The sequence below is a fragment of the Hyalangium sp. genome, assembly GCF_045802625.1.
Classification (GTDB): Bacteria; Myxococcota; Myxococcia; order Myxococcales; family Myxococcaceae; genus Hyalangium.
Genome location: NZ_JBJMQP010000131.1, coordinates 1 through 21,214, shown reverse-complemented (window position 1 = coordinate 21,214; position 21,214 = coordinate 1). Strand labels below are relative to the sequence as shown.

The window sequence follows — 21,214 nt, the reverse complement described above, 5'->3', positions numbered from 1 at the left end:
CCAAGGTGTTGAGGATGTGTGGAGTACTCCGGAGAGAAGGGGCTCCCTCCGGTAGGGCCTGACGAGCCGCGCCCCTCTTAGAGCTTGATAGTTCACACAATCAAGACTGCTGATCTTGTTTAAAACGTGATACGGAAACCCCGCCCACGGGATGGGGTGGCGGGCGCCGTTCATCATGACTTATCGCGTCAGGGATTGACGGGTTGCGTCAGGCCGCATGTTTCGTGGGGACGCGTCCCAAGCTCGGGACGCCTCTTGGGAGGGAGACACGCATGAAGAAGGTATTGGCAGGGCTCGTCGCCGCGGCGACGCTCGTCGCTCCAGGTGTAGCGCTCGCAGAGAAGCTCGTCATCGCCTGTGGTTCCGTGGGCCAGGAGGCGGACGTCTGCAAGCAGGGCGCGGACGCCTGGGCGAAGAAGACCGGCAACACCGTGGAGCTGATGAGTGTGCCGCAGGATGCGGGGCAGCAGCTGGCTCAGTTCCAGCAACTGCTGGCGGCCGGCTCCGCGGACGTGGATGTGATCCGCATCGACGTGGTGTGGCCGGGCCTGATGGCCAATAACTTCATCGACCTGAAGCCCTACTTCGGTGAAGACGTCCTCAAGCAGCACTTCCAGCCGATCGTCCAGAACAACACCGTCAACGGCAAGCTGATCGCCATCCCGTGGTTCACGGATGCGGGGCTGCTCTACTACCGCAAGGACCTGCTCGATAAGTACGGGCAGAAGCCGCCCACCACGTGGCAGGAGCTGGCGCAGTCGGCCAAGGTGGTGATGGACGGCGAGAAGAAGGCCGGCAACACGAAGCTGTCGGGCTTCGTCTTCCAGGGCAAGGCGTACGAGGGCCTGACGTGCAACGCGCTGGAGTGGGTCGACTCGTTCAAGGGCGGGACGATCGTGGACTCGAGCGGCAAGGTCACCGTGAACAACCCGAAGGCGGCCGAGGCGATCGACTTCTTCGCGGGGCTGGTGGGCAACGTGGTGCCCAAGGGCGTGCTGAACTACCAGGAGGAGGAGGCGCGTAACGCCTTCCAGGCCGGCACGGCGGTCTACATGCGCAACTGGCCGTACGCCTGGGCGCTGGCCAACGGCAAGGACAGCCCGGTGGCGGGCAAGGTGGCCGTGATGGCGCTGCCCAAGGGCGGCGCGGACGGCAAGTCCACGGGCACGCTGGGCGGGTGGCAGCTCGGAGTGTCGAAGTTCTCCAAGAACCAGAAGCTGGCGGTGGACCTGGTGAAGTACCTGACGGGCCCCGAGGAGCAGAAGCGCCGCGCGCTGGTGGCCTCGTTCAACCCCACCATCATGAGCCTCTACAAGGATCCGGAGCTGCTCAAGGCCAACCCGTTCATGGGCAACCTGTACGAGACGTTCGTGAACGCGGTGCCGCGGCCGACGATCACCGGGGCGAAGTACAACCAGGTGAGCACCGAGTTCCGCAACGCCGTCTATTCCACGCTCTCCGGCAAGGGCAAGGCCGCCGACAACCTGAAGACGGTCGAGGCGAAGATCAAGGGCCTGAGCAAGGACGGCAAGTGGTGAGGGAGCGCTGAATGACCAGCCCCACGACGACACCGATCGCCGCGAGTGCGGCCACGGGGGAGCCCGAGGCCCCTCCGTCCGCGATTCTCCGCCAGCGCACCCGCTCGGCCTGGCTGTTCCTGCTGCCCACCCTGATCGCCATGGGGTTGGTGGCGGGCTGGCCGCTGGCGCGCACCTTCTGGTTCGCGTTCACGGACGCGAACCTGACGGATCTGGGGGCGTCGAAGTTCGTGGGGCTGGACAGCCTCAAGTACGTGCTGAACGATCCGGACTGGTGGACCACGGTGTGGACCACCTTCCGGTTCGCTTTTGTCTCGGTGTTCCTGGAGACGGTGCTGGGGCTGATCATCGCCCTGGCACTGCACGCGAAGTTCAGCGGCCGGGCGCTCCTGCGCGCCGCGGTGCTGGTGCCCTGGGCCATTCCCACCGTCGTCTCCGCGCGAATGTGGGCGTGGATGTTCAATGACGTCTACGGCGTCATCAACGCGATCCTCCTGAAGCTGGGGTTCATCTCCGAGGCCATGGCGTGGACGGCCGAGCCGGGCCTGTCCTTCGTGGCGGTGGTCGCGGTGGACGTGTGGAAGACCACGCCCTTCATGGCGCTGCTGATCCTCGCGGCGCTGCAGATGCTGCCGGAGGACATCTACGAGGCGGCGAAGATCGACGGGGCCGGCCCCATCCGCTCCTTCTTCCAGGTGACGCTGCCGCTGCTGCGGGGGCCGCTGATGGTGGCCATCATCTTCCGCATGCTGGACGCGCTGCGCGTGTTCGACGTGTTCTTCGTGCTCACCGGCGGCAGCATGGACACCATGCCCATGGCGGGCTACGCGCGGCAGCGGATGTTCGAGTACCAGGAGATCGGCGTGGGGTCCGCGTCAGCGTCGCTGCTGTTCGCGATCATCGCCCTGTTCACCGCCGTCTACATGGTGGTGGGCCGGGTGAAGCTGACGGGGGAGGCATAGCGCATGCGCTGGGTGAAGAAGATCGCGTTCTGGCTCCTGCTGGCCGTCATCGCCGTCTACACGCTGTTCCCGTTCTATTGGGCCATCGTCTCCTCGCTGAAGACGGGCAGCGCGCTGTTCGAGGTGGATCCGTGGCCCAAGGAGGTCGCCTGGGGCAACTACTCGGCGGTCTTCACGGCCCAGCCCTTCGGGCAGAACATCTTCAACTCGGTGATCGTCGCCACTTCGGTGGTGGTGCTGTCGCTGCTGCTGGGGCTGACGGCCTCGTTCGCGCTGGCGCGCATTGAGTTCCGCGGGCGCGGGCTGCTGCTGCTCTCGGTGCTCGGCGTGTCCATGTTCCCGCAGATCGCCGTGCTGTCGGGCATGTTCGAGCTGGTCCGGTGGCTGGGCTTCTACAACAAGCTGCCCGCGCTGATCGTCTCGGACCTGATCCTCACCCTGCCCTTCACGGTGTGGGTGCTGACCACGTTCATGCGCGAGCTACCCAAGGAGCTGGAGGAGGCGGCGATCATGGACGGAGCCACGCCGGCGATCATCCTCTTCCGCGTGTTCCTGCCGCTGCTGGGGCCCGCCATGGCGACCACGGGCCTGCTGGCCTTCATCGCCGCGTGGAACGAGTTCCTCTTCGCCCTCACCTTCACCCAGTCCGACAGCGTGCGCACGGTGCCGGTGGCCATCGCCCTGTTCAGCGGTGGCAGCGCGTTCGAAACTCCCTGGGGCCTCATCATGGCGGCCTCGGTGATCGTCACCGTGCCGCTGGTGGTGCTGGTGCTGATCTTCCAGCGGAAGATCGTCTCGGGCCTCACCGCTGGCGCTGTGAAGGGCTGAGCGGAGCTGCGTGGCCACCCGGCGCTTCTGCGCCGAGGTGGCCCGTCCTCAGGAGCTCTAGCTGAACAGCTTGAACGTCTCCCGGGCGATCACCATCCGCTGCACCTCGCTGGTGCCCTCGTAGATGGTCTGCACGCGTGCGTCCCGGAAGAAGCGCTCCACCGGGAACTCGTCGATGTAGCCGTAGCCGCCGTGGAGCTGCACCGCCTTGTCGCAGACGCGGTTGGCCATCTCGCTGGCGTACAGCTTCGCCATGGAGGCCTCGCGGGTGAAGGGCTTGCCCTGCTCCTTCATCTGCGCCGCGCGGAACGTCAGCAGCTCGGCCGCCGAGAGCTGCACCTTCATGTCCGCCATCATGAAGCGCGGCGCCTGGAACTCCGCGATGGGCTGGTCGAACGCCTTGCGGTCCTTCGTGTACCGCACCGACGCCTCCAGCGCCGCCCGAGCCACCCCGCACGCTTGCGAGGCAATGCCAATACGCCCGCCGTCCAGCGCCACCATGGCCAGCTTGAACCCCTCCCCTTCCTTGCCCAGGAGGTTGTCGGCGGGGATGACGCAGTCCTCGAACGTCAGGCTCACCGTGTTCGAGCCGCGCAGGCCCATCTTGTCCTCGTGCTTGCCGATGATGAGGCCCTTGGTGCCTCCCTCGACGATGAAGCACGACAGGCCCTTGTTGCCCGCCGGGGACGTGCGCGCCCACACCACCATCACCCCCGCGTGCGCGCCCGAGGTGATCCACTGCTTGCTGCCGTTGAGCACCCACGTGTCGCCCTTGCGCACCGCCGTGGTGCGCAGCGCGCCCGGATCCGAGCCAGCGTGAGGCTCGGACAACGCGAACGAGCCCACCACCGCCTCGCCGGAAACCAGCTTGGTGACGAACTTCTCCCGCTGCGCCTCCGTGCCGAACATGTGGATCAGCTCCGCGCACATGTTCGTCACGGCCATGGCCACCGAGGTGGAGGCGCACGCCGCGGAGATCTCCATCATCGCCAGGGCGTAGGCCACCACTCCGGCCTCCGCTCCGCCGAAGCGCGCGGGGATGTTCACCCCCAGCAGCCCCAGCTCGGCCAGCTCCTTGAAGAGCGCGGTGGGGAAGATCTCCTCGCGATCGAAGGTGCGGGCCTGTGGGGCCACGCGCTCCCTGGCGAACTTGCGCGCGGTGTCGCGGATCAGCGTCTGGGTCTCGGTCAGCTCGAGGTTCACGGGCGGCTTCCTACTCGATGGCCTTGAGGTTGAACGGGTACTCGATGGGGTGGTCCTTGCCGTCCGGCGGCTTGGGGAAGCTCATCGCCGTCAGCACCGACACCACGCAGTCGTGCAGCCCCTTGTCCTTCAGCGTCGTGCCCTTCTTCTCCACCTTCGCGTTCGTCACCAGGCCCTGGGGGGTGATGACAAAGGATGTCATCAGCTTGCCCTCCACCTTCTTCGACTTGGAGGCCATGGCGTCCTCGTAGCACTCCTGGATCTTCCCCTTCTGGTGGAGGATCACCTGCTGGATCGAGTCCGGCGTGAAGGGCATCCGGCTCACGTCCAGCTCGGCCGGGGCCTGCTTCTGCCCAGCCGGAGCCTTGGCCTGGGCGAAGGCCACCGTGGAGGCCAGCAACATCAGCGCGACGAAGGAACGCTTCATACCTACTCCTTCAGCAGGTTGGCCGAGATGACGATGCGCTGGATCTCGCTCGTCCCCTCGTAGATCTCGGTGATCCGCGCGTCGCGCACGTGGCGCTCGGCATCCATCTCCTTGCTGTAACCCATGCCGCCGTGGACCTGCAGGGCTTTGTTGGCCACGCGGCTGGCCATCTCGCTGGCGTACAGCTTGGCCATGGAGCTCTCCACCGAGTGACGCACGCCCTTGTCCTTGAGCAGCGCCGCCTGGTGCACCAGCAGCCGCGCCGCGTCGATCTCCGTGGCCATGTCCGCCAGCATGAACTGGATGGCCTGGTGATCCCGGATCGGCTTGCCGAACGTCTGGCGCTCGCCCGAGTAGCGCACTGCCTCCTCGAAGGCCGCCCGGGCGATGCCCAGCGCCTGCGCGGCGATGCCGATGCGCCCGCCGTCCAGCGTGCTCATGGCGACCTTGAAGCCCTCGCCCTCCTTGCCGAGGATGCTCTTGGCCGGCACGCGCATGTCCTCGAAGAACATGGAGCAGGACCACGCCGCGCTGATGCCCATCTTCTTGTCCGGCTCGGCGCGGATGAAGCCCTTGGTGTTCGTGGGCACCAGGAAGGCGGTGATGCCCTTGTTGCCCGCCTCCTTGTTCGTCATCGTGAACAGGACGATGGCGTCCGCCTTGGGGCCGTTGGTGATCCAGTTCTTCGAGCCGTTGATCACGTACTCGTCGCCCCGGCGCACCGCCGTCGTCTTCTGCGACGCCGCATCGCTGCCGGCCTCGGGCTCGGTGAGGCCGAAGCAGCCCAGCTTCTCGCCGCGGGCGAAGGGCACCAGGAACTGCTGCTTCTGCTCCTCGGTGCCGAACTTCATCACCGGATCGCAGTAGAGCGAGTTGTTCACGCTCATGATCACGCCCGTGGAGGCGCAGCCACGGCTGATCTCCTCCATGGCGATGGCGTAGCAGACGTTGTCCAGGCCGGCGCCGCCGTACTGCTCGGGCACCGCCACGCCCAGCAACGACAGCTCCGCGAGCTTGCGCACCGCCTCGGTGGGCCACGCGTGGGTCTCGTCCCACTTGCGCGCGTTCGGGATGAGCTCTTTCGCGGCGAACTCACGGCACATCCGCTGAATGTCGCGCTGGATGTCGGTCAGCTCGAAGTTCATGGCACTCCTGGGGGAAGGTGGCCTGTCTCCATAGTATGCGGCGCGAGGCGGGGGAATACCGCTCGTCAACAGCGCCCCCGAGACTGGGTTGCCGCGCCTATTAGAGACCGACCGGTCGGAAGGATCTTACTTGCCCGTGAAGGCGGCGGGGCGCTTCTCCAAGAAGGCCTTCATGCCCTCGCGCTGGTCCCCCGAGCCGAAGAGGACGGCGAAGCCCTGGCGCTCCAGCTCGTTGGCGGCGCGCAGATCCTGGTCCGCGCCGAACTCGATCACGCGCTTGGCCTGGGAGATGGCGAGCGGGCCATTCTTGAGGATCTTCTCCGCCACCGAGCGGCAGTGCTCCAGCAGCTTGTCGGCCGGCAGGACTTCCAGCACCAGGCCGTACTCCTTGGCCTGCGCCGCGGACACGTGGCCGCCGGTGAAGATGAGCTCCTTGGCCCGCATCTTCCCCACGAGCCGGGCGAGCCGCTGTGTCCCGCCGAAGCCCGGAATCACGCCCAGGGAGACCTCGGGCAGCCCCAGCTTCGCCTTCTCCGAGGCGTAGATGAGATCGCACGCCAGGGCCAGCTCGCAGCCGCCGCCCAGCGCGAAGCCGTTGACCGCCGCGATCGTCGGGAAAGGCAGGGACTCCAGCGTGGCCATCACCCGGTGGCCCAGCGCGGCGAACTCGCGCGCCTGCGCCGCGCTGATGGAGGACATCTCCGCGATGTCCGCGCCCGCCACGAAGGCCTTCTCCCCTCCTCCGGTGAGGATGAGCACGCGCGTGTCCGGCCCCAGGGTCTGGAGGGCGGACTCGAGTTCCTGCAGCGTCTTGCTGTTGAGTGCGTTGAGCGCCTTGGGCCGGTCGATCGTGAGCGTCGAGATGGCGCCCTGCGTCTCCAGCCGGATGTTCTCGTAGGCCATGGGGTCCTCGGTAGGAAGGCGAGAAAGTGGATGGGGCGGTGATGCCCTGCCCCGCTCTCTCTCAGAGAGACAGCCCTCCGTCCAGACGTTATCGGCACCTTCGGGAACCAGCGGACCGTTTCCATGTCCAGAAGCACAACGGGTACGATGAGGCCGCCCCAGGGGGATCTCATGAACGACAAGGCGCCTCCGTACCTCGACATGTCGGCCCTGGGCATGCTGGGCACGGTGCTGGTGGCGGATGAGGACGAGGCGTATCTGGCGGAGCTCGAGAAGCTCGGCCAGCAGCGCATGGTGCGAGTCATCACCGCCCGGAGCCTCGAGGAGGCCTTGGAGCGGGCCCGCGGCCAGTGGCTGGATGGGGCGCTGCTGCACGTGCACCTCGGAGGCCCGGAGGGCGGCTTCGCGGCGGCGGCTCGGCTTCGCGGCGAGCCAGGATTACAGGGGCTGCCGCTGGCCTTCTTCAGCGCGGACACGAGCTTCGTCCACCGGGTGGCTGCCGCCCATGCCGGCGCCTCGCTCTACCTGCCGCGCCCCTTCTCCGCGCTGGAGTTCACCGAGGCGGTGGAGCGAATGGTGGCGGCCCGACGCCCGGAACGTTCGCGAGTGCTGGTGGTGGACGACAACGAGAACACCTTGCGGGCACTCTGTCACATCGTGGCAGCGGATGGAGTGGAGGTCGTGGGGTTGTCGAATCCGTACAGACTGGTGGAGGCGCTGTCCGAGCACCGCCCCGACCTGCTGCTGCTGGACGTGGAGATGCCGGGGCCCAGCGGCTTTGATCTCTGCCGCATCGTCCGCGCGATACCCGAGTGGCAGCAATTACCCGTGCTCTTCATCACCTCCCGCATGGAGGTGGAGTTCCGCCTGGAGGCCTTCCAGGCTGGAGCGGACGACTACCTGACCAAGCCCGTGCTGCGCGAGGAGCTGCTGGCGCGCATGCACTCCAGGCTGGAGCGGGGTCGCCTGGCACGCGATCGCTCCGAGCGGGATGCGCTCACCGGCATGCTGCTGCGCCGCGCCTTCCTGGAAGGCTTGCGTACCCGTCTGGCCGAATCGAAGCGCCGCCAGGAGCCGGTGGCGGTGTGCTTCCTGGATCTGGATCACTTCAAGCGGGTGAACGACACGTACGGGCATCTGGCTGGAGACCGCGTACTGTCCCGGCTGGGGCTGCTGCTGCTGTCGCGCTTCCGCAGAGAGGACGTGCGGGGGCGTTGGGGCGGCGAGGAGTTCGTGCTGGCGCTCCCGGCGACCACGGCCGAGCGCGCTCGGGACATCCTGGCGCGCTCCGCGCGGGAGCTGGAGGGCGTGGAGTTCGAGGGAGACCAGGGCCAACGCTTCCACATCACCTTCAGCGCGGGCATTGCCGAAGCGCCCAGGGACGGAGTGGACGTGGAAGCGCTGCTGCGGGCAGCCGACGAGCGGGTCTACCGGGCGAAGGCCGCTGGCCGCAACCGGATCGAACTCTGAGCTCAGTACTTGTAGAAGCCGCGACCGCTCTTCTTGCCGTACCAGCCAGCGTCCACGTACTGGCGCAGCAGCGGGCACGGGCGGTACTTGGAATCGCCCAGCCCCTTGTGGAGCACCTCGGCGATGTAGAGGCACGTGTCCAGCCCGATGAAGTCCGCCAGCTGCAGCGGGCCCATCGGCTGGTTCGTCCCCAGCTTCATCGCCGTGTCGATGTCCTCCGCCGTGCCCAGGCCCTCCATCAGCGCGAAGCACGCCTCGTTCAGCATGGGGATGAGGATGCGGTTGACGATGAAGCCCGGCATGTCCTTGGACACCACCGTCGTCTTCCCCATCTTCTCCGCCAGCGCCCGCGTCTTCTGGTACGTCTCGTCCGATGTCGCTGCGCCGCGGATCAGCTCCACCAGCTGCATCACCGGCACCGGGTTCATGAAGTGCATCCCGATCACCGCCTCGGGCCGCTTCGTGGACGCCGCGATGCGGGTGATCGGAATGGACGAGGTGTTCGTCGCCAGCACGCCGCCCGGCTTCACCACGGCGTCCAGCTCCAGGAAGATGCGGCGCTTGAGGTCCTCGTTCTCCGTCACCGCCTCGACGGCGAAGTCCACGTCCTTCACGTCCGCGGCGCTCGAGGAGGTGGCCAGGTTCGCCTCGGCCGCCTTGCGCTTCTCGGCGTCCAGCTTGCCCTTCTCCACCAGCTTCGCCAGCCCGGCCCGGATCCGGTCCGCGCCCTTGGCGAGCCCCTCCTTCGACACATCCACCAGCGTGACGCGCAGCCCTGCCTGCAGCGACACCTGCGCGATGCCCGCGCCCATCTGCCCTGCCCCGACGACGACGATGTGCTCCGTTGCCATGGTGTTCGTGACCTCGGCCGAGAGTGAAGTGCGGGCGCTATAGCCCCCGCCCTCGGATGGGTCAACGGCTCGCGGGCAGCCGCAGCGGACGGAGAACGTACTGCTCCTCTCCAATTGTCAGCCGCTCCACCAGCGGGGGACGCGTGGGGCGCCCCTCCTCCTTCACGAAGATGAGTGTCTGGTAGGAGCCCTCGGGCAGCGCCACCTTCAGCGTCACCTCGGGCGGAGGCGCCGCGGAGAAGAAGCGCTCCTCGCGCTTGAGGATCTTCCCGTCCGCGCCCGTCACCTGGAAGTCCAGGGCTCGCACGGCGCTCCAGCCCGAGCCCTCCAGCCGCCACACGAGCTCACGCTCGGGAGTGCTCGTCGACTGCCACAGCCAGATGCCCAGCGCCGCCAGCACCAGCAGCGGCAGGCGCTTCATCAGCGGGTGGCTTCTCCAGCCCGGCCGCACACCTTCCTCCAACGTCACTCCTTCTTCGTCCGCTTGCCGCGGCGCGCGTTCAGCTCGGAGACGACCACTCGAGGCGGCTTGGGGGCGCCGGCGCCTTCCTCGGGCGCTCCCTCCTTCTTCGCGTCCTCGTCGGTGGGCACCAGACGGATCTGCGCTCGCACGTCCAGCGTCATCCCCGAGAGCAACTTCACGAACTCCTCGCGCAGCTTCTCCGACTGCAGGAAGCGGCGCAGCTCCTCGGTCAGCACCCGGCCGACCTCGTCCTTGGTCTTCTCGGCCTGGGAGAGGATGAAGCCCAGCACCTCCTTGGGCAGCTTGAGCTGCCCGGCGAGGTTGCGGATGCCCTCCTCCGTCATGAAGATGGCGCCCAGCCCGGCGACGGCCACCTTGCGCACGAACTCCGGCACGAAGCCCGCTCGGCCGGCCTGTGGCTGCTCGTAGTCATCGTCGAGCGGATCCGGCGGAAGGTCTTCGCTGTCACCAGCCATGCGGCACCTCGGGGACTGCGGGACTCAGCGAGCCTGCATCACCGGCAACCGGACGGCCCGCGCGCTCTCGGCGGACACCCGGCCGGCGACGTTACGGGCGACCTCCATGAAGGCCTGGGACTCCGGGCTGTCCGGCGCGCCCGCCACCACCGGCACTCCCGAGTCTCCCGACTCGCGCACCTTCAGGTCCAGCGGCACCTCGCCCAGGAAGGCGATGTTGAACATCTCGGCTGCCTTGCGGCCGCCGCCGTGGTTGAAGATGTGCGTCGTCTTGGAGCAGTGCGGGCAGACGAACTGGCTCATGTTCTCGACGATGCCCAGCACCGGGATGTGGACCTTGTCGAACATCTGCTTGGCGCGCACCACGTCCGCCAGCGCCACATCCTGCGGCGTGGTGACGAGCACCGCCCCCGCGGCCCGCACGGACTGGGAGAGTGACAGCGCCACGTCGCCCGTGCCCGGCGGCAGATCCAGGATCAGGTAGTCCAGCTCGCCCCAGTTCACGTCCCGCACCAGCTGCATGAGCGCGCCGTGCAGCATGGGCCCGCGCCAGATGAGCGCCTGATCCGGCTCTACCAGGAAGCCGATCGACATGACCTTGAGCCCGTGCTTGATCATCGGGTTGAGCGTCTTGCCGTCCGGGCTGACGGGGCGCTCGGTGATTCCGGTCATCAGCGGGATGGACGGGCCATAGAAGTCCGCGTCCAGCAGGCCCACCTTGGCGCCGTGCCTGGCCAGCGCCACGGCCAGGTTCACCGCCACGGTGCTCTTGCCCACGCCGCCCTTGCCCGCGCCCACCAGGACGATGTTCTTCACGCCCGGCAGCAGCGCCTGGCCCTGTCCCGGCGCCGCGCCGCCGGTGGCTCGGACCTGGGCGCCCCACTCGATCTCGAAGGACTTCAGCCCCGGCACGCCCTTGAGGGCCGCCTCGGCGTCCGCCTGGATCTTCCCCTTGAGCGGGCAGGCGGGCGTGGTCAGCTCGATCTTCAGCTTCACCGTGTCGCCGCTCAAGCGCACGTCCTTCACCATCCCCGCCTTCACCAGATCCACGTGCAGCTCGGGATCCATCACCTGGGACATCGCCGCGAGGACGTCGCGCTCGGACACGCTCATCAGGACACCTGAAACCTTTTGGAAATCGGGCAGTTGCAGGCCCGGAAGGCCGCGGAGGATGGCCAGCCCCCCCGGGGCTGTCAACGACGTTTAACGCACCGTGCCCCCCGCCGCACGCTCCAGGCCTCTGCCCGCCTGCAAGCCTCCGGGCAGGCCGAGCCTCACTCGATGGCTGCCACGCGGTACTCGCCCTCCTCGAGCACCAGCCGCACCGCGCGATCCGCGCCCAGCGGGAAGGTGGCGTCGCCGTGGGTCACCTTCACGTTGCCGCGGAGGGCCAGACGGGCGCGGCGCAGGCGCTCCTTCGCCAGGGGCTCGCGCTGAAAGTCCTCGCGGAAGCGGTCCGGGGTGTAGCGCGAGCGCAGCGGCCCGCTCAGCAGGCTCCAGGCCTTCTCCCAGTCCCGAGCCTCCACCGCGTTGAGGAAGCGCGTGAGGGCGGCCTTCGCCTCGTCCGCGGGCCGGGTCTCCACCACGCGCCAGGTGTCCTGGCGGCGCTCCAGGAGCAGGTTGGGAGAGCGGGCCTCCAGCTCCGCCGTGCTGGCGCGCACGGACGCGGCCCGCTCGCGACGCGCCGTGGCATCAGGGTACCGCTCACGGAAGCCGGACACTCCCTCGGGCAACCCGGTGGTGAGGGCATAGGCGTCCGAGAGCCGGTTCTCCTCCAGCGCCTTCGCGTAGGCCTCGGCGATGGCCGACGGCCCCTTTGGCGTGGCGCAGCCAGCGGTGAGGGCCAGGAGCAGGAGCAGGCGGCAGGAGGGCTTCATGACGAGCGGCAGGCTAGCACCCGGCGCAGGGGAATTCAGGACGCTCCCTCCAGCAGCCAGAACTCGCCTGCATCCCTTCTTTCTCCTGAGCCCGACCACAACAACCACTCATTGGAGCGTCCATGAACGGCCGCACAGATGGCGTAGGCATCATCCGGAATGACGGGACGAAACAGCAACCCATCGCGCCAGGGGATTTGCTTCTTTGTACCGAACCAAGCATCACATGAGCCAATCCGATACCAATGCTCTAGACCGGTGATCGTATCCGAAGCAGCAGGCGGTCTAGCCACAGGGGTCAGTGGTGCGAGAGGGGCGTCGAACCACATCCACCGCCGTTCTCCCTGCTCGACGACATCGAACTCAAGATAGAACTCGCGCCCCCACCGAAGGCCCTCTTCGAGCATGAACGACAAAGCCGCCCGGTTCCAGTAGTTGAACTGAGTGATGATGACAGGGACCGGTTTGCGTCCCAAACCGCCTGCTTGTTGATCATGTCCCAAGAGCGTGGCCCCGGCGAAAGCCTGACCTACAGCGAGGGGTTCACCCTTCGCCGCGCTTTTGAGTTCGACGAGGTATGCCCGATCAGCATCGTCCCACACGACGTCAGGACGAAAGGGCCCGGCATTGCCTACTGTGAATCCCTGGCGCTGCTGCGGTTGCCCACGCTTCAAGAGCCATTCGGGCACCCCCGCTATCTGGAAGCCAGCACGATCAGTGCCCCAGCGGTCAAATACACCCTGCAGATCGCGTTCGCCGATCCTACCGACCGTCACCGCTTGCTTGTTCACTAGGGGCCGAGCGCGCGGGCTGACCTTGCGCAGTTCGTGGAAGTGCTCCCGGATGATGCGCCCTGCATTAGCCAGTGCGTCCACGGGGCCAACACCCACTACGCACAGGATCCGTGGCAGGAAGCGCTCAATGCGAATTGGGCAGTACCAATCCCCGTTCGGATCATGAGGGATCGCAACCGGACGCCCTATCGTTACGCGTACCTCGTACTTGATCCCGTGATCGTTCTCGTACGACCAATAGTCGTCGGCCACAGGATCATCGATCGACGTCAGTTCAGGGAGCCAAGTGCTCATAAGCTGCCTCGACCTCTCGCATCATGGACAACCGGGGCCGCCGGAAACGGCGCAGGCGTTCAGGCGGTAGCACATGTTCTTGCAAGCCACCTTGCTGCCCAAGACGACCGACCAACAGACTTCGCGCTGCCACTTTTCAGGAAGCCCCCGGCAATAGCTCTCCAGCACGGCGCCTCCTGCCTCGCATGCGTCGAGACAGGAACTGAGATCAAAAGCGCCGGGCTGCGCGACCGTAGCGGACGAGTTCGGCGGACAGCCTTCCGGATTCAGGGCACAGAAGGTTCCAGGACCACGCGGATAACCATCATGCAGTTCAGCATTTCTACCCGTCCGCTGAAATCCACAGGACAGCAGGCCCACCGTCATGGCGCAGGTCAAGCTGACCAGTGGAACCCGATCTATCCACCGCCTCAGCGCCATGAGTTACCCCGAAGCTGGGTTTCGCCCTACCTAATACGAAGCTGGGTTTCGCCCTACCTAATACGTAGTGCTGCCCCGCGTCAAAAACAGCCGCGCCCCGCGGCGAACCGCCACCCGCTGGCAGGGTGACGACTCGCGCGAGGCGCGAACAAGCACACTTCAGAGCTTCTTAGTAACCGACGTACGAGCCGCCCGAGTGGACCGCCCGGATGCCCGGCACGTTGGACACCGAACCGTACCGCGACATCGCATACCGGACGCCGGCGATGATGTTGTCCACCGGGTTCAAGATGTTGTTGTGGCCCGGCAGCTTGTACGCGTCGAACGTCGACTGGATGGTCTGCATCAGGCCCTTCGAGGGGTGGCCCGCCTTGGCGTTCGAGTCCCAGTTGTTCACCGCGTTCGGGTTGCCGCCCGACTCGTGCTGGATGATGGTCGCGATGTCCTGGGGGTTGATCTTGCTGGTGTCCACGCCCGCCTTCTGCAGCTCGCCCAGCGCCTGCTTGATCCAGTCGCCCACCTGGCCGGGGGGCACGGGGCCGCCCACCGACGTGCTGCCCGAGGCCGCCTGCGTGCCACCGCTGCTGCCGCCCGTGCGGCCGCCACCCTTGGAGCCGGACGGGATGAACTCGTCCTTGCTGCCCGGGATGTTGAGCGACTTGCCGGCGATGATCAGGTTCGGGTTCTTGATCCCGTTGGCCTTGGCCAGCGAGCCGACCGTGGTGTGGTAGCGCTGCGCGATCGCGCTGAGAGTGTCGCCAGACTTGATGCGGTAGGTGCTCATGGATAGGTCCCTCGCACAGCCGAAAAGGTTTTGAAGGGATTATCGGGCCTACCTCTCGGGAGTTGCGTACACCTTCTCAGAATTCGGCACACACCCTATTCTGCGCCCGTCGACCCCCCTCATGAGCACCATTCAGATCATCCGAGACTTCCCCTCGCCGCAGGAGGGAACCACCCGCTCCCTGCGCATCTACACCCCGGAGGGGTACGATCCCTCCTCGGACCGGCGCTACCCCGTCCTCTACATGCACGACGGGCAGAACGTCTTCGCGCACCCCGAGTCCGCCATCTACGACACTTGGTGTACAAACCAGGTGCTGGACGCGATGGTGCACGAGGGCCAGGTGGAGCCGTGGCTCATTGTCGCCGTGGACTCCTCCCCGGATCGCCTCGCCGAGTACTCCCCCTGGGACGAGCCCCGCAGCCGCGTGAGCGCTCGCGGCGAGTCCTATGTCCGCTTCGTCGTCGAGGCGCTCAAGCCGTTCATCGACAGCCACTGGCGCACGCGCCAGGCTCCGGAGTGGACGGGCGTCATGGGCTCGTCGCTCGGCGGGCTGATGTCGCTCTACCTGGGCTGGAAGTACCCGGAATTGTTCGGCCGCATCGGCGGCATGTCCCCCTCGGTGATGTGGAGCTACAACCGCCTCTTCGAGCAGTGGACGTCCCATACCCGCCGCTGGACGCGCATCTACCTGGACGCGGGCACCCACGAGAACGTCGATCCCGTGGGCTGGCCCATGTTCTACGGCCAGGCCACTCGGGACTTCTACTTCCACCTCAAGGGGCTGGGGTACGCGGACCACGAGCTGGCCCTCTTCCTCGAGCCCGGCGGACTCCACCACGAGCTGGACTGGCAGCGCCGGTTGCCCACGGCCCTGCGCTGGCTGCTGAGCTGAGGCCCACCCCGCTCAGGCGGGCGCTTGGATGAAGTGGACAGCCTCCCGCATCGCGCTCAGCTCCTGGTGGCGAGACAGGTAGATCTCGTTGCCCAGGGCGCTGCGGAAGACGGCTGGCAGCTCCCAGTGATGGAGCAGGGCCGGGCCCAGCCGTGACACCACCTGCGCGTGGGGATGCTTGTAGGCGCGGCCCGCGCGGCGCGAGGTGTGACAGACGTAGTACTTGCGCGTGTACTGGAAGTCGCGCACCGGCTCGCCCGCGAGCATGCGCGCCCACAGCCGGTACACGTCGATATCGCAGGCGTAGTTCATCATGTCCGTCAGCACGCTGCCGGGCGGACGCAGGTTGGCCTCGAGCGCCACGAAGCTCCCGTCCTCGAGGCGGAAGAACTCCAGGTGGAACCAGCGCTCGCGCAGCCCGAGCGCGTCCACGGTGCGGCGGCCCAGCGCCTCGAGCGCAGGCGGCAGCTCGCGCAGGCTCCAGATGGCCAGATCGCGCTGCTCGAGCACCGACTCCATGATGCCGTTGCTGTACTCGTGGCTGAAGGAGCAGATGACCTGGCCGTCGCGGTCTACCATGCCGTCGTAGGTGACGATGGTGCCCTTCACGAACTTCTGCGCCACATAGCCGGACAGCGGCTGGGAGAACGCGGTGTCCACCTCGGCGTCGCTCTGGACCATGAAGGTGTGGGCGGCGCCCACGCCCACGTCCGGCTTGAGCACGAGCGGATACCCCACGCGCTGGCCGAAGGCCTTCACCTGGGCCGCATCCCGAGCGGCGATGGCGTCCGGGTGAGGGATGCCGGCCTGCTTGAAGAGATCATGCATGCCCAGCTTGGAGCGGAGCTGGCGCAGATCCGCGGGCCGCAGGCCCGGCACGTGAAAGTCCTCGCGCAGCCGGGCCTCGATCTCGAGCCAGGTCTCGTTGAGCGAGTCGATGCGATCAACCCGGCCGTAGCGCCAGGTGAAGTACCCCACGGCGCGCTGCATGGCGTCCACGTCATCGAGGTGGGGCGCGAAGTAGTACTCGCTCAGTGCGCTCTTCAGCTCCTGTCGCAGCGTGTCATACGGAGCGTCGCCAATCCCCAGGACGGTGACACCTCGCTCTCGCAGGGAGGTGACGAAGTGCACGAAATGAGGAGGAAAGTGGGGAGAAATGAAGACGACGTTCATGGTTCCGCGGGCGCCCTCCTCCCCCAAGATAGCGGACCTACAAGGACGGGGAGCACATCTTTTGCGCAGTGCGTTGAGCAGGCGAATGAACGGTCGCGTGGAGACCCTCCCCATCTTGAGCCTGCCGGCCTGATCGCTCGGGCGCCGGGCTTCGGAACGTCTCCGCGGCTTGAGGCTAGCGGGACGGCTTCGCCTGGGGCTGCTCCCAAGGAAAGCCCTGGGCCTCGCACCCCCGCCGCACGCCCAGGCGCTTCTCGAGCGCGGTCAGCCGCCGGCTGACGGTGGACGGCTGAGTCTCCAGCTCGGCCGCCGCCTTGCGGATGCCGCCATGGCGGGCCAAGGCGGCAAACAGCGCCATGTCATCGAGCGCACCCATGGGTGGGCGCGCACGCTACCCTATCGAGGCTCAGCGGAAGGCAGAGTACAGGTCCGCCGTCCCGGGATCGATGAGGTGCGGTGCCACGCACCGTTGCATATGTGCAACGATCGCGTCAGCCCGAGTGGCTCATGAAGAGGAGCACGGCCTTCTTGTCCTGGCTGATGATGGCGATGTCGGGCGCGCCGTCCTTGTCGAAATCGCCAGATGCAAGCCCCTTGGCATCCCCGTCATACGTGAAGGTCCGTTCGTCGAGCAGCGTTCCCTGCTCGTTGCGCAGGATGCCGAAGGTGCCACCGTTGTCTGCATAGGCGACCCCCGAGCCGAAACGGGCGAGGTACACCGGCCACTCCTTCACGGAAACGTCTGAATAGGTGTCGAAGACCGAGGCATTCAGGGTGTCCGAGTTCATGAACACACGGAGATGCTCCCGGGTGAAGAGCCCGTAGACCCCGATGACCAGCTCGGCTGGGGCGGTGCCGTCCAGATCCCAAAGCTTGGCCGCGGAGGTCGATTGGCTATTCGAGATGCTGGCCTTGGTGATGGTGCCTCCCTCGTTCTGGGCGATGACGGGTGAGCCCACGGACCAGGCGAGATCCGCGTCACCATCCCCATCGACGTCCCCCACGGTGAGCGACTCTGGGTTCGACGCGGACACAGCCTGGGGCGTCCCGTAGGAGCTGAAGTTGTTCAGCCGGATGACGCGGACCTCATCGGCATCGTGTACGCCGACGATCACCTCCTGCCCCGCATAGGCATCAATGGGAGCGATGGCCACATCCTTCGGCTTCCCGGGGACATCGATGAAGTGACGATCGAAAGACCGGTTGCCCTTGTTCTCGAGAAGGCACAGGCGATCCTGATCCTCGTTCGCGGTGACCATGTCGAGCTTGCCATCCGCGTTGATGTCGCCGATCGCGAGATCGACGGGGTGGTCTCCCGACAGGGTGAAGATGGGAGCCACCCAAAACGCCGCATACGTGAACGCGCCACCACTGTTCCAGAACACCTTCACGGAGTCATCGTCGCGGTCCACCACGGCGATGTCGTCCCAGCCATTCCCATCGAGGTCGGCCACCTCGACGGAGCGCAGCTCGCTGTCGGGCACCGGGAGTTCCCGGACGACGAAGCAGGAGTTCCCAGCGCTGTCGACTCCGCGCGAGCACGTGTTCCGCGTGCAATCCGGCCGGCAGGCGTCGGTGTTGAACATGTTGCCGTCGTCGCACTCCTCGCCGCTGCCGGTGACGCCATTGCCGCACCGGGGCCGGGTGCAGTTGCTGTCGCATGCGTCTCCGTTGTCGAGGTTGCCGTCATCACACTCCTCGCCGCGATCGACGACGCTGTCGCCACATCGCGGGGAGGTGCAGTCGGTGCGGCACCGGTTGGCGCGGGTGTCCGAGTTGTTCGCGCCCTCGTCACACTGCTCGGCGCCAGGATCGAGGGTTCCATCGCCGCACTGCTCGATCTTGCGGCACGTGGCCGCGCAGCCATCTCCCGCGGTGCGGTTCCCGTCATCGCAGACCTCGTTGGGGTCGAGGACGCCGTCTCCGCACCCCGCGAGCACGCAGGTGGTGCGGCACGCGCCGGGCTGCGTGTCTGAGTTCCGCGATCCGTTGTCACACTGCTCGCTGCTGGCCAGGACGCCATCGCCGCAGATGGCCGGTGTCGGCGGAGGGCGCGGCTGCGAATCCAGCGAGCACGCGAGGACACAGGCAACAAGGACCACCGCGTATCTGATGACAGGGCGCATGCATGGCCATCATGCGCCTCCGCGTGTCCTCTCGGCCAGCTCGCCGAGTCTGCGGCACCCCGTTCTCTCGTCAGCTGCGACGACGAGCGCGGGCGTGGACGCGGCGGCGCTCGATGGCCAGCCAGGTCAGCACGAGGAGCGCGCCGCCCGCCGACGCGGTGGCCCCCCCCGCACTGCATCCCACCTGCTGCTGTTCGTCATCGGGCTGCAGGACCGACGAAGAGGGCAGCTGCGGACCCGTCGAGGGATTGCCTTGCGGAGCGGACCCTGGCGAAGGAGCCGAAGCGCTGGGATTCAGGGGCTCCGTGGACGGAGAGTCGTGCAGGCTCGTCAGCTCCAGGTAGCGATCGATCAGCGCCAGCCGGGCCTTCTCGAAGGCCGCGCCGTCGTCGGGCACGTGCGAGGCCGAGGGGATGAGGCCTCGGGCGACCTTGCGCGCGAAGTCCGGGTCTCCCGCATCGCTCACGGCCTTGAGCCACTCGTAGTCCTGCACCCCCAGGCGGATGAGCTTCAGCCGGATGGAGGCCACCGGCACGTCCGTCGTGCCGCCAATGACCGAGGGCTTCCCCGCGTAGAACAGCGTCCCATCGCCGTTGCCGTTGTAGATGTACTGGTTCGTCCACGCAGAGCCCAGCATCTCGGCCGTCTCGTAGTACAGCTCACCCTTGGCGCCCTCCAGGAAGCTCACCCACTCCATGGCCCGCCCCTTCGCCGCCGAGCGGTCCACCATGTACGAGGGCCAGCCCGCGTTCGGCAGGTTCTCCGCCGCGTTGGTGCCGTACGCGCAGCCGTGGCTCATGCAGCTCTGGTACAGCCACAGCTCTCGCTTCGGCTTGCTGAGGAAGGCTTGATACGTGGTGCGCTGATCCCCCTGGAACGGCTGCTGCGTGCCGTCGATGAAGTTCACCACGGGCACCGCGAGATCGATGAGATCCGACAGCTTGTGGCTCTCCATCTCGCGCGAGTTCGTCGTCACCAGCGTGCGCAGCCCTGGCGCCACACGCCGCGTCAGCGCCGCGCGCTGGGACAGCGTCTCGAACGAGATGCCGTAGGGCGGCTCATCCCCCACGTAGTCGTAGGCGCGCTCCAGCCAGCCACGCTCCTGGAAGTGCGCCGCGAAGTCCGCGATCGCCTGCGCCGTGCGCGCGCCCATGAACTGCGCGCTCGTCATCTTCGCGCCCGGCAGCCGAGAAGGAGCCGTGCCGTCCAGGAAAGGCCCCCACGCCGCGTCAAAGGCGCTCCAAGACTGGGAGATCTGCGGGATGGCGTTGGCGAGCGTGATGCGGTGCTCGAGCGCCATGCGCTGATAGCGCGACAGCAGCTGCTTCAGCTGCTCCGGCGAGCAGGTGGTGTTGCCCGTGTGCGCGCGGCACACGTTCCCCCTGTAGAGCAGGAAGGCCGTGGCCAGCGAGGGGGTGCTCGGCAGCGTGGCGTCCACCACCGTCAGCTGCACCTGCACCTCGGAGGAGGAGGAGTTGTCGGCCGTCACCGCCACCACGCCGTGGTACTCTCCGGGTGGCGCATCCATGGGCACATGGACATCCACCCAGATGGCGCGCGCCTCTCCGGCGGGCACGTCCATGGGGAAGGCCCGGCGCTGCTCTCCGGCGATCTCATCCACGTCCGGCACCAGCCCGTCAGGCCAGCGGCCGACCGGGGTGCCCGCAACGGTCGCCTTCGTCGTCTTGAGGAACTCCTCGCGGTACAGCGTCACATCCGTGCCCGAGATGCGAGCAGGGCCCTCCAGCCCCGCCAGGCTCGCGCGCACGCCGCGCAGGCCCGTGTCTCCCCCTTGCAGCCCGACCTGGAAGGACACAAATTCGTTGCGCGCCGCGGTGAGATGCAGCTCGGGCTGGGAACGCGCCGCGGAGTCTGGACGCACCTTCACCATCGCGCTTTCTCCCCAGACGGAGGGAGACGCTGCGAAGGCGGGAAGCGCGAGGAACAGGGTCAGCAGTCCGGCAGTGAGCTTGGATGGCGACATGCGGAAGGGAACGGAACCCCTCCCGTCATGCTTCCCTCCCTAGCCAGAAGCAGTCTTCCTGGGTGCACACCCAGAGGCCACTGGGGCGCTTGTCCGCATGGCCGCCTAGAAACGTCCTTGGCGGAGCAGGAGTCTTCCTCAGTCGCTCCGCTCGCCCACCCTGAACCCTGCCAGTCCCCATGACGTGGGGCAGAGCGCATACAGGTGCGTGCCCGACAGGCTCAGCAATATCTGCAGCAACGAGCGCCCACGATCTCCCGAGCTGTAGACCGCGATGTCGAACTTCCCCGGTGGCACCTTCGCCTGCTCCAGCGCGTAGCGGCAGACCTCCTCGAAGCTCCCTGTTCGATCCACCAGCCCCGCGCTCAGCGCGCGCATGCCCGAGTACACCCGGCCCTCGGCGCGCTCGTGGATCTCCTCCTTGGTCCGGCCGCGCGCCTTCGCCACGTGCGCCAGGAAGGCCTGGTACGTCTCCTCCACCTGCGCCTCCAGCGAGGCGCGCTCGTGCGGGGTGAAGCCTCGGGACGTCGAGAAGATCCCCGCGTTCTCTCCGCGAGCGATGATCGTCCGCCGCACGCCCAGGCGCTCCATCAACCCGGAG

The 21,214-nt window shown here is 67.0% G+C and carries 21 protein-coding genes; 5 read left to right on the top strand and 16 right to left on the bottom strand.

All coding sequences use genetic code 11. The annotated features are described in order from the left end of the window. Positions 1 to 272: 272 nt before the first annotated feature. The 3 genes from ACJ8AT_RS24435 to ACJ8AT_RS24425 are packed head-to-tail and all read left to right on the top strand — an operon-like array spanning position 273 to position 3,328. Complete coding sequence (locus ACJ8AT_RS24435) at positions 273 to 1,538, top strand: ABC transporter substrate-binding protein (RefSeq protein WP_407740247.1); 1,266 nt, start codon at positions 273 to 275, stop codon at positions 1,536 to 1,538. Between the two features lie 11 nt (positions 1,539 to 1,549). Further along, complete coding sequence (locus ACJ8AT_RS24430) at positions 1,550 to 2,500, top strand: carbohydrate ABC transporter permease (RefSeq protein WP_407740246.1); 951 nt, start codon at positions 1,550 to 1,552, stop codon at positions 2,498 to 2,500. Positions 2,501 to 2,503: 3 nt separating this feature from the next. Continuing rightward, on the top strand, positions 2,504 to 3,328 hold the full coding sequence (locus tag ACJ8AT_RS24425) for a carbohydrate ABC transporter permease (protein WP_407740245.1): 825 nt from the start codon (positions 2,504 to 2,506) through the stop codon (positions 3,326 to 3,328). 57 nt (positions 3,329 to 3,385) lie between these two features. Here the strand turns inward: ACJ8AT_RS24425 and ACJ8AT_RS24420 are convergent, their stop codons facing one another. From ACJ8AT_RS24420 to ACJ8AT_RS24405, 4 genes are all read right to left on the bottom strand, one after another. Beyond that, a complete protein-coding gene (locus ACJ8AT_RS24420; protein ID WP_407740244.1) occupies positions 3,386 to 4,531 on the bottom strand; it encodes an acyl-CoA dehydrogenase family protein in 1,146 nt (381 codons plus the stop codon). A 10-nt stretch (positions 4,532 to 4,541) separates the two neighbouring features. Then, positions 4,542 to 4,958 carry an AgmX/PglI C-terminal domain-containing protein gene (locus ACJ8AT_RS24415; RefSeq protein ID WP_407740243.1) on the bottom strand — a complete coding sequence of 139 codons (417 nt, stop codon included), beginning with the start codon at positions 4,956 to 4,958 and terminating at the stop codon, positions 4,542 to 4,544. Between the two features lie 2 nt (positions 4,959 to 4,960). Next, positions 4,961 to 6,103 (bottom strand): acyl-CoA dehydrogenase, encoded by a 1,143-nt coding sequence (locus tag ACJ8AT_RS24410; protein ID WP_407740242.1) that lies wholly within the window; start codon positions 6,101 to 6,103, stop codon positions 4,961 to 4,963. Between the two features lie 126 nt (positions 6,104 to 6,229). Beyond that, positions 6,230 to 7,006: an enoyl-CoA hydratase/isomerase family protein gene (locus tag ACJ8AT_RS24405; RefSeq protein WP_407740241.1), complete on the bottom strand. Its 777-nt coding sequence runs from the start codon at positions 7,004 to 7,006 to the stop codon at positions 6,230 to 6,232. A 171-nt stretch (positions 7,007 to 7,177) separates the two neighbouring features. Here ACJ8AT_RS24405 and ACJ8AT_RS24400 point away from each other — a divergent pair, with 171 nt between their 5' ends. Next, positions 7,178 to 8,476: a diguanylate cyclase gene (locus ACJ8AT_RS24400; RefSeq protein WP_407740240.1), complete on the top strand. Its 1,299-nt coding sequence runs from the start codon at positions 7,178 to 7,180 to the stop codon at positions 8,474 to 8,476. A gap of 2 nt (positions 8,477 to 8,478) precedes the next feature. Here ACJ8AT_RS24400 and ACJ8AT_RS24395 read toward each other — a convergent pair whose 3' ends face one another. The 7 genes from ACJ8AT_RS24395 to ACJ8AT_RS24365 all read right to left on the bottom strand — a co-directional run bounded on the left by ACJ8AT_RS24395 (position 8,479) and on the right by ACJ8AT_RS24365 (position 14,435). Further along, complete coding sequence (locus ACJ8AT_RS24395) at positions 8,479 to 9,327, bottom strand: 3-hydroxyacyl-CoA dehydrogenase family protein (RefSeq protein ID WP_407740239.1); 849 nt, start codon at positions 9,325 to 9,327, stop codon at positions 8,479 to 8,481. 61 nt (positions 9,328 to 9,388) lie between these two features. Then, positions 9,389 to 9,748, bottom strand: a complete 360-nt coding sequence (locus ACJ8AT_RS24390) for a hypothetical protein (RefSeq protein WP_407740238.1) — start codon at positions 9,746 to 9,748, stop codon at positions 9,389 to 9,391. 44 nt (positions 9,749 to 9,792) lie between these two features. Next, complete coding sequence (locus tag ACJ8AT_RS24385; protein ID WP_407740237.1) at positions 9,793 to 10,266, bottom strand: hypothetical protein; 474 nt, start codon at positions 10,264 to 10,266, stop codon at positions 9,793 to 9,795. Positions 10,267 to 10,290: 24 nt separating this feature from the next. Further along, positions 10,291 to 11,379, bottom strand: a complete 1,089-nt coding sequence (gene apbC, locus ACJ8AT_RS24380) for an iron-sulfur cluster carrier protein ApbC (RefSeq protein ID WP_407740236.1) — start codon at positions 11,377 to 11,379, stop codon at positions 10,291 to 10,293. Positions 11,380 to 11,540: 161 nt separating this feature from the next. Further along, complete coding sequence (locus ACJ8AT_RS24375; RefSeq protein ID WP_407740235.1) at positions 11,541 to 12,143, bottom strand: hypothetical protein; 603 nt, start codon at positions 12,141 to 12,143, stop codon at positions 11,541 to 11,543. Between the two features lie 35 nt (positions 12,144 to 12,178). Then, positions 12,179 to 13,231: a hypothetical protein gene (locus ACJ8AT_RS24370; protein ID WP_407740234.1), complete on the bottom strand. Its 1,053-nt coding sequence runs from the start codon at positions 13,229 to 13,231 to the stop codon at positions 12,179 to 12,181. Between the two features lie 589 nt (positions 13,232 to 13,820). Beyond that, positions 13,821 to 14,435 (bottom strand): LysM peptidoglycan-binding domain-containing protein, encoded by a 615-nt coding sequence (locus ACJ8AT_RS24365; RefSeq protein ID WP_407740233.1) that lies wholly within the window; start codon positions 14,433 to 14,435, stop codon positions 13,821 to 13,823. A gap of 121 nt (positions 14,436 to 14,556) precedes the next feature. On the opposite strand from ACJ8AT_RS24365, the gene ACJ8AT_RS24360 reads away from it, so the two are divergent. Then, a complete protein-coding gene (locus ACJ8AT_RS24360; protein ID WP_407740232.1) occupies positions 14,557 to 15,330 on the top strand; it encodes an alpha/beta hydrolase in 774 nt (257 codons plus the stop codon). Between the two features lie 12 nt (positions 15,331 to 15,342). Here ACJ8AT_RS24360 and ACJ8AT_RS24355 read toward each other — a convergent pair whose 3' ends face one another. The 5 genes from ACJ8AT_RS24355 to ACJ8AT_RS24335 form a co-directional block, all read right to left on the bottom strand. After that, complete coding sequence (locus ACJ8AT_RS24355; protein WP_407740231.1) at positions 15,343 to 16,503, bottom strand: acetyl-CoA carboxylase biotin carboxylase subunit family protein; 1,161 nt, start codon at positions 16,501 to 16,503, stop codon at positions 15,343 to 15,345. A gap of 175 nt (positions 16,504 to 16,678) precedes the next feature. Further along, the gene (locus ACJ8AT_RS24350) at positions 16,679 to 16,879 is read right to left on the bottom strand and encodes a LysR family transcriptional regulator (protein ID WP_407740230.1); all 201 of its coding nucleotides are present in this window, start codon (positions 16,877 to 16,879) and stop codon (positions 16,679 to 16,681) included. Positions 16,880 to 16,994: 115 nt separating this feature from the next. Further along, positions 16,995 to 18,629, bottom strand: coding sequence for a DUF4215 domain-containing protein (locus ACJ8AT_RS24345; RefSeq protein WP_407740229.1), 1,635 nt, complete (start codon positions 18,627 to 18,629; stop codon positions 16,995 to 16,997). Between the two features lie 70 nt (positions 18,630 to 18,699). Further along, complete coding sequence (locus ACJ8AT_RS24340) at positions 18,700 to 20,520, bottom strand: glycoside hydrolase domain-containing protein (protein WP_407740228.1); 1,821 nt, start codon at positions 20,518 to 20,520, stop codon at positions 18,700 to 18,702. Positions 20,521 to 20,751: 231 nt separating this feature from the next. Beyond that, on the bottom strand, positions 20,752 to 21,214 hold a 463-nt coding region (locus ACJ8AT_RS24335), incomplete at its 5' end, for a S49 family peptidase (protein WP_407740227.1).

Coding starts and splice junctions, on each gene's coding strand:
- ACJ8AT_RS24435 (WP_407740247.1), top strand. CDS start 273: ATGAAGAAGGTATTGGCAGGGCTCGTCGCCGCGGCGACGCTCGTCGCT.
- ACJ8AT_RS24430 (WP_407740246.1), top strand. CDS start 1,550: ATGACCAGCCCCACGACGACACCGATCGCCGCGAGTGCGGCCACGGGG.
- ACJ8AT_RS24425 (WP_407740245.1), top strand. CDS start 2,504: ATGCGCTGGGTGAAGAAGATCGCGTTCTGGCTCCTGCTGGCCGTCATC.
- ACJ8AT_RS24415 (WP_407740243.1), bottom strand. CDS start 4,958: ATGAAGCGTTCCTTCGTCGCGCTGATGTTGCTGGCCTCCACGGTGGCC.
- ACJ8AT_RS24410 (WP_407740242.1), bottom strand. CDS start 6,103: ATGAACTTCGAGCTGACCGACATCCAGCGCGACATTCAGCGGATGTGC.
- ACJ8AT_RS24405 (WP_407740241.1), bottom strand. CDS start 7,006: ATGGCCTACGAGAACATCCGGCTGGAGACGCAGGGCGCCATCTCGACG.
- ACJ8AT_RS24400 (WP_407740240.1), top strand. CDS start 7,178: ATGAACGACAAGGCGCCTCCGTACCTCGACATGTCGGCCCTGGGCATG.
- ACJ8AT_RS24395 (WP_407740239.1), bottom strand. CDS start 9,327: ATGGCAACGGAGCACATCGTCGTCGTCGGGGCAGGGCAGATGGGCGCG.
- ACJ8AT_RS24390 (WP_407740238.1), bottom strand. CDS start 9,748: ATGAAGCGCCTGCCGCTGCTGGTGCTGGCGGCGCTGGGCATCTGGCTG.
- ACJ8AT_RS24385 (WP_407740237.1), bottom strand. CDS start 10,266: ATGGCTGGTGACAGCGAAGACCTTCCGCCGGATCCGCTCGACGATGAC.
- apbC (WP_407740236.1), bottom strand. CDS start 11,379: ATGAGCGTGTCCGAGCGCGACGTCCTCGCGGCGATGTCCCAGGTGATG.
- ACJ8AT_RS24375 (WP_407740235.1), bottom strand. CDS start 12,143: ATGAAGCCCTCCTGCCGCCTGCTCCTGCTCCTGGCCCTCACCGCTGGC.
- ACJ8AT_RS24370 (WP_407740234.1), bottom strand. CDS start 13,231: ATGAGCACTTGGCTCCCTGAACTGACGTCGATCGATGATCCTGTGGCC.
- ACJ8AT_RS24365 (WP_407740233.1), bottom strand. CDS start 14,435: ATGAGCACCTACCGCATCAAGTCTGGCGACACTCTCAGCGCGATCGCG.
- ACJ8AT_RS24360 (WP_407740232.1), top strand. CDS start 14,557: ATGAGCACCATTCAGATCATCCGAGACTTCCCCTCGCCGCAGGAGGGA.
- ACJ8AT_RS24355 (WP_407740231.1), bottom strand. CDS start 16,503: ATGAACGTCGTCTTCATTTCTCCCCACTTTCCTCCTCATTTCGTGCAC.
- ACJ8AT_RS24350 (WP_407740230.1), bottom strand. CDS start 16,879: ATGGGTGCGCTCGATGACATGGCGCTGTTTGCCGCCTTGGCCCGCCAT.
- ACJ8AT_RS24345 (WP_407740229.1), bottom strand. CDS start 18,629: ATGCGCCCTGTCATCAGATACGCGGTGGTCCTTGTTGCCTGTGTCCTC.
- ACJ8AT_RS24340 (WP_407740228.1), bottom strand. CDS start 20,520: ATGGTGAAGGTGCGTCCAGACTCCGCGGCGCGTTCCCAGCCCGAGCTG.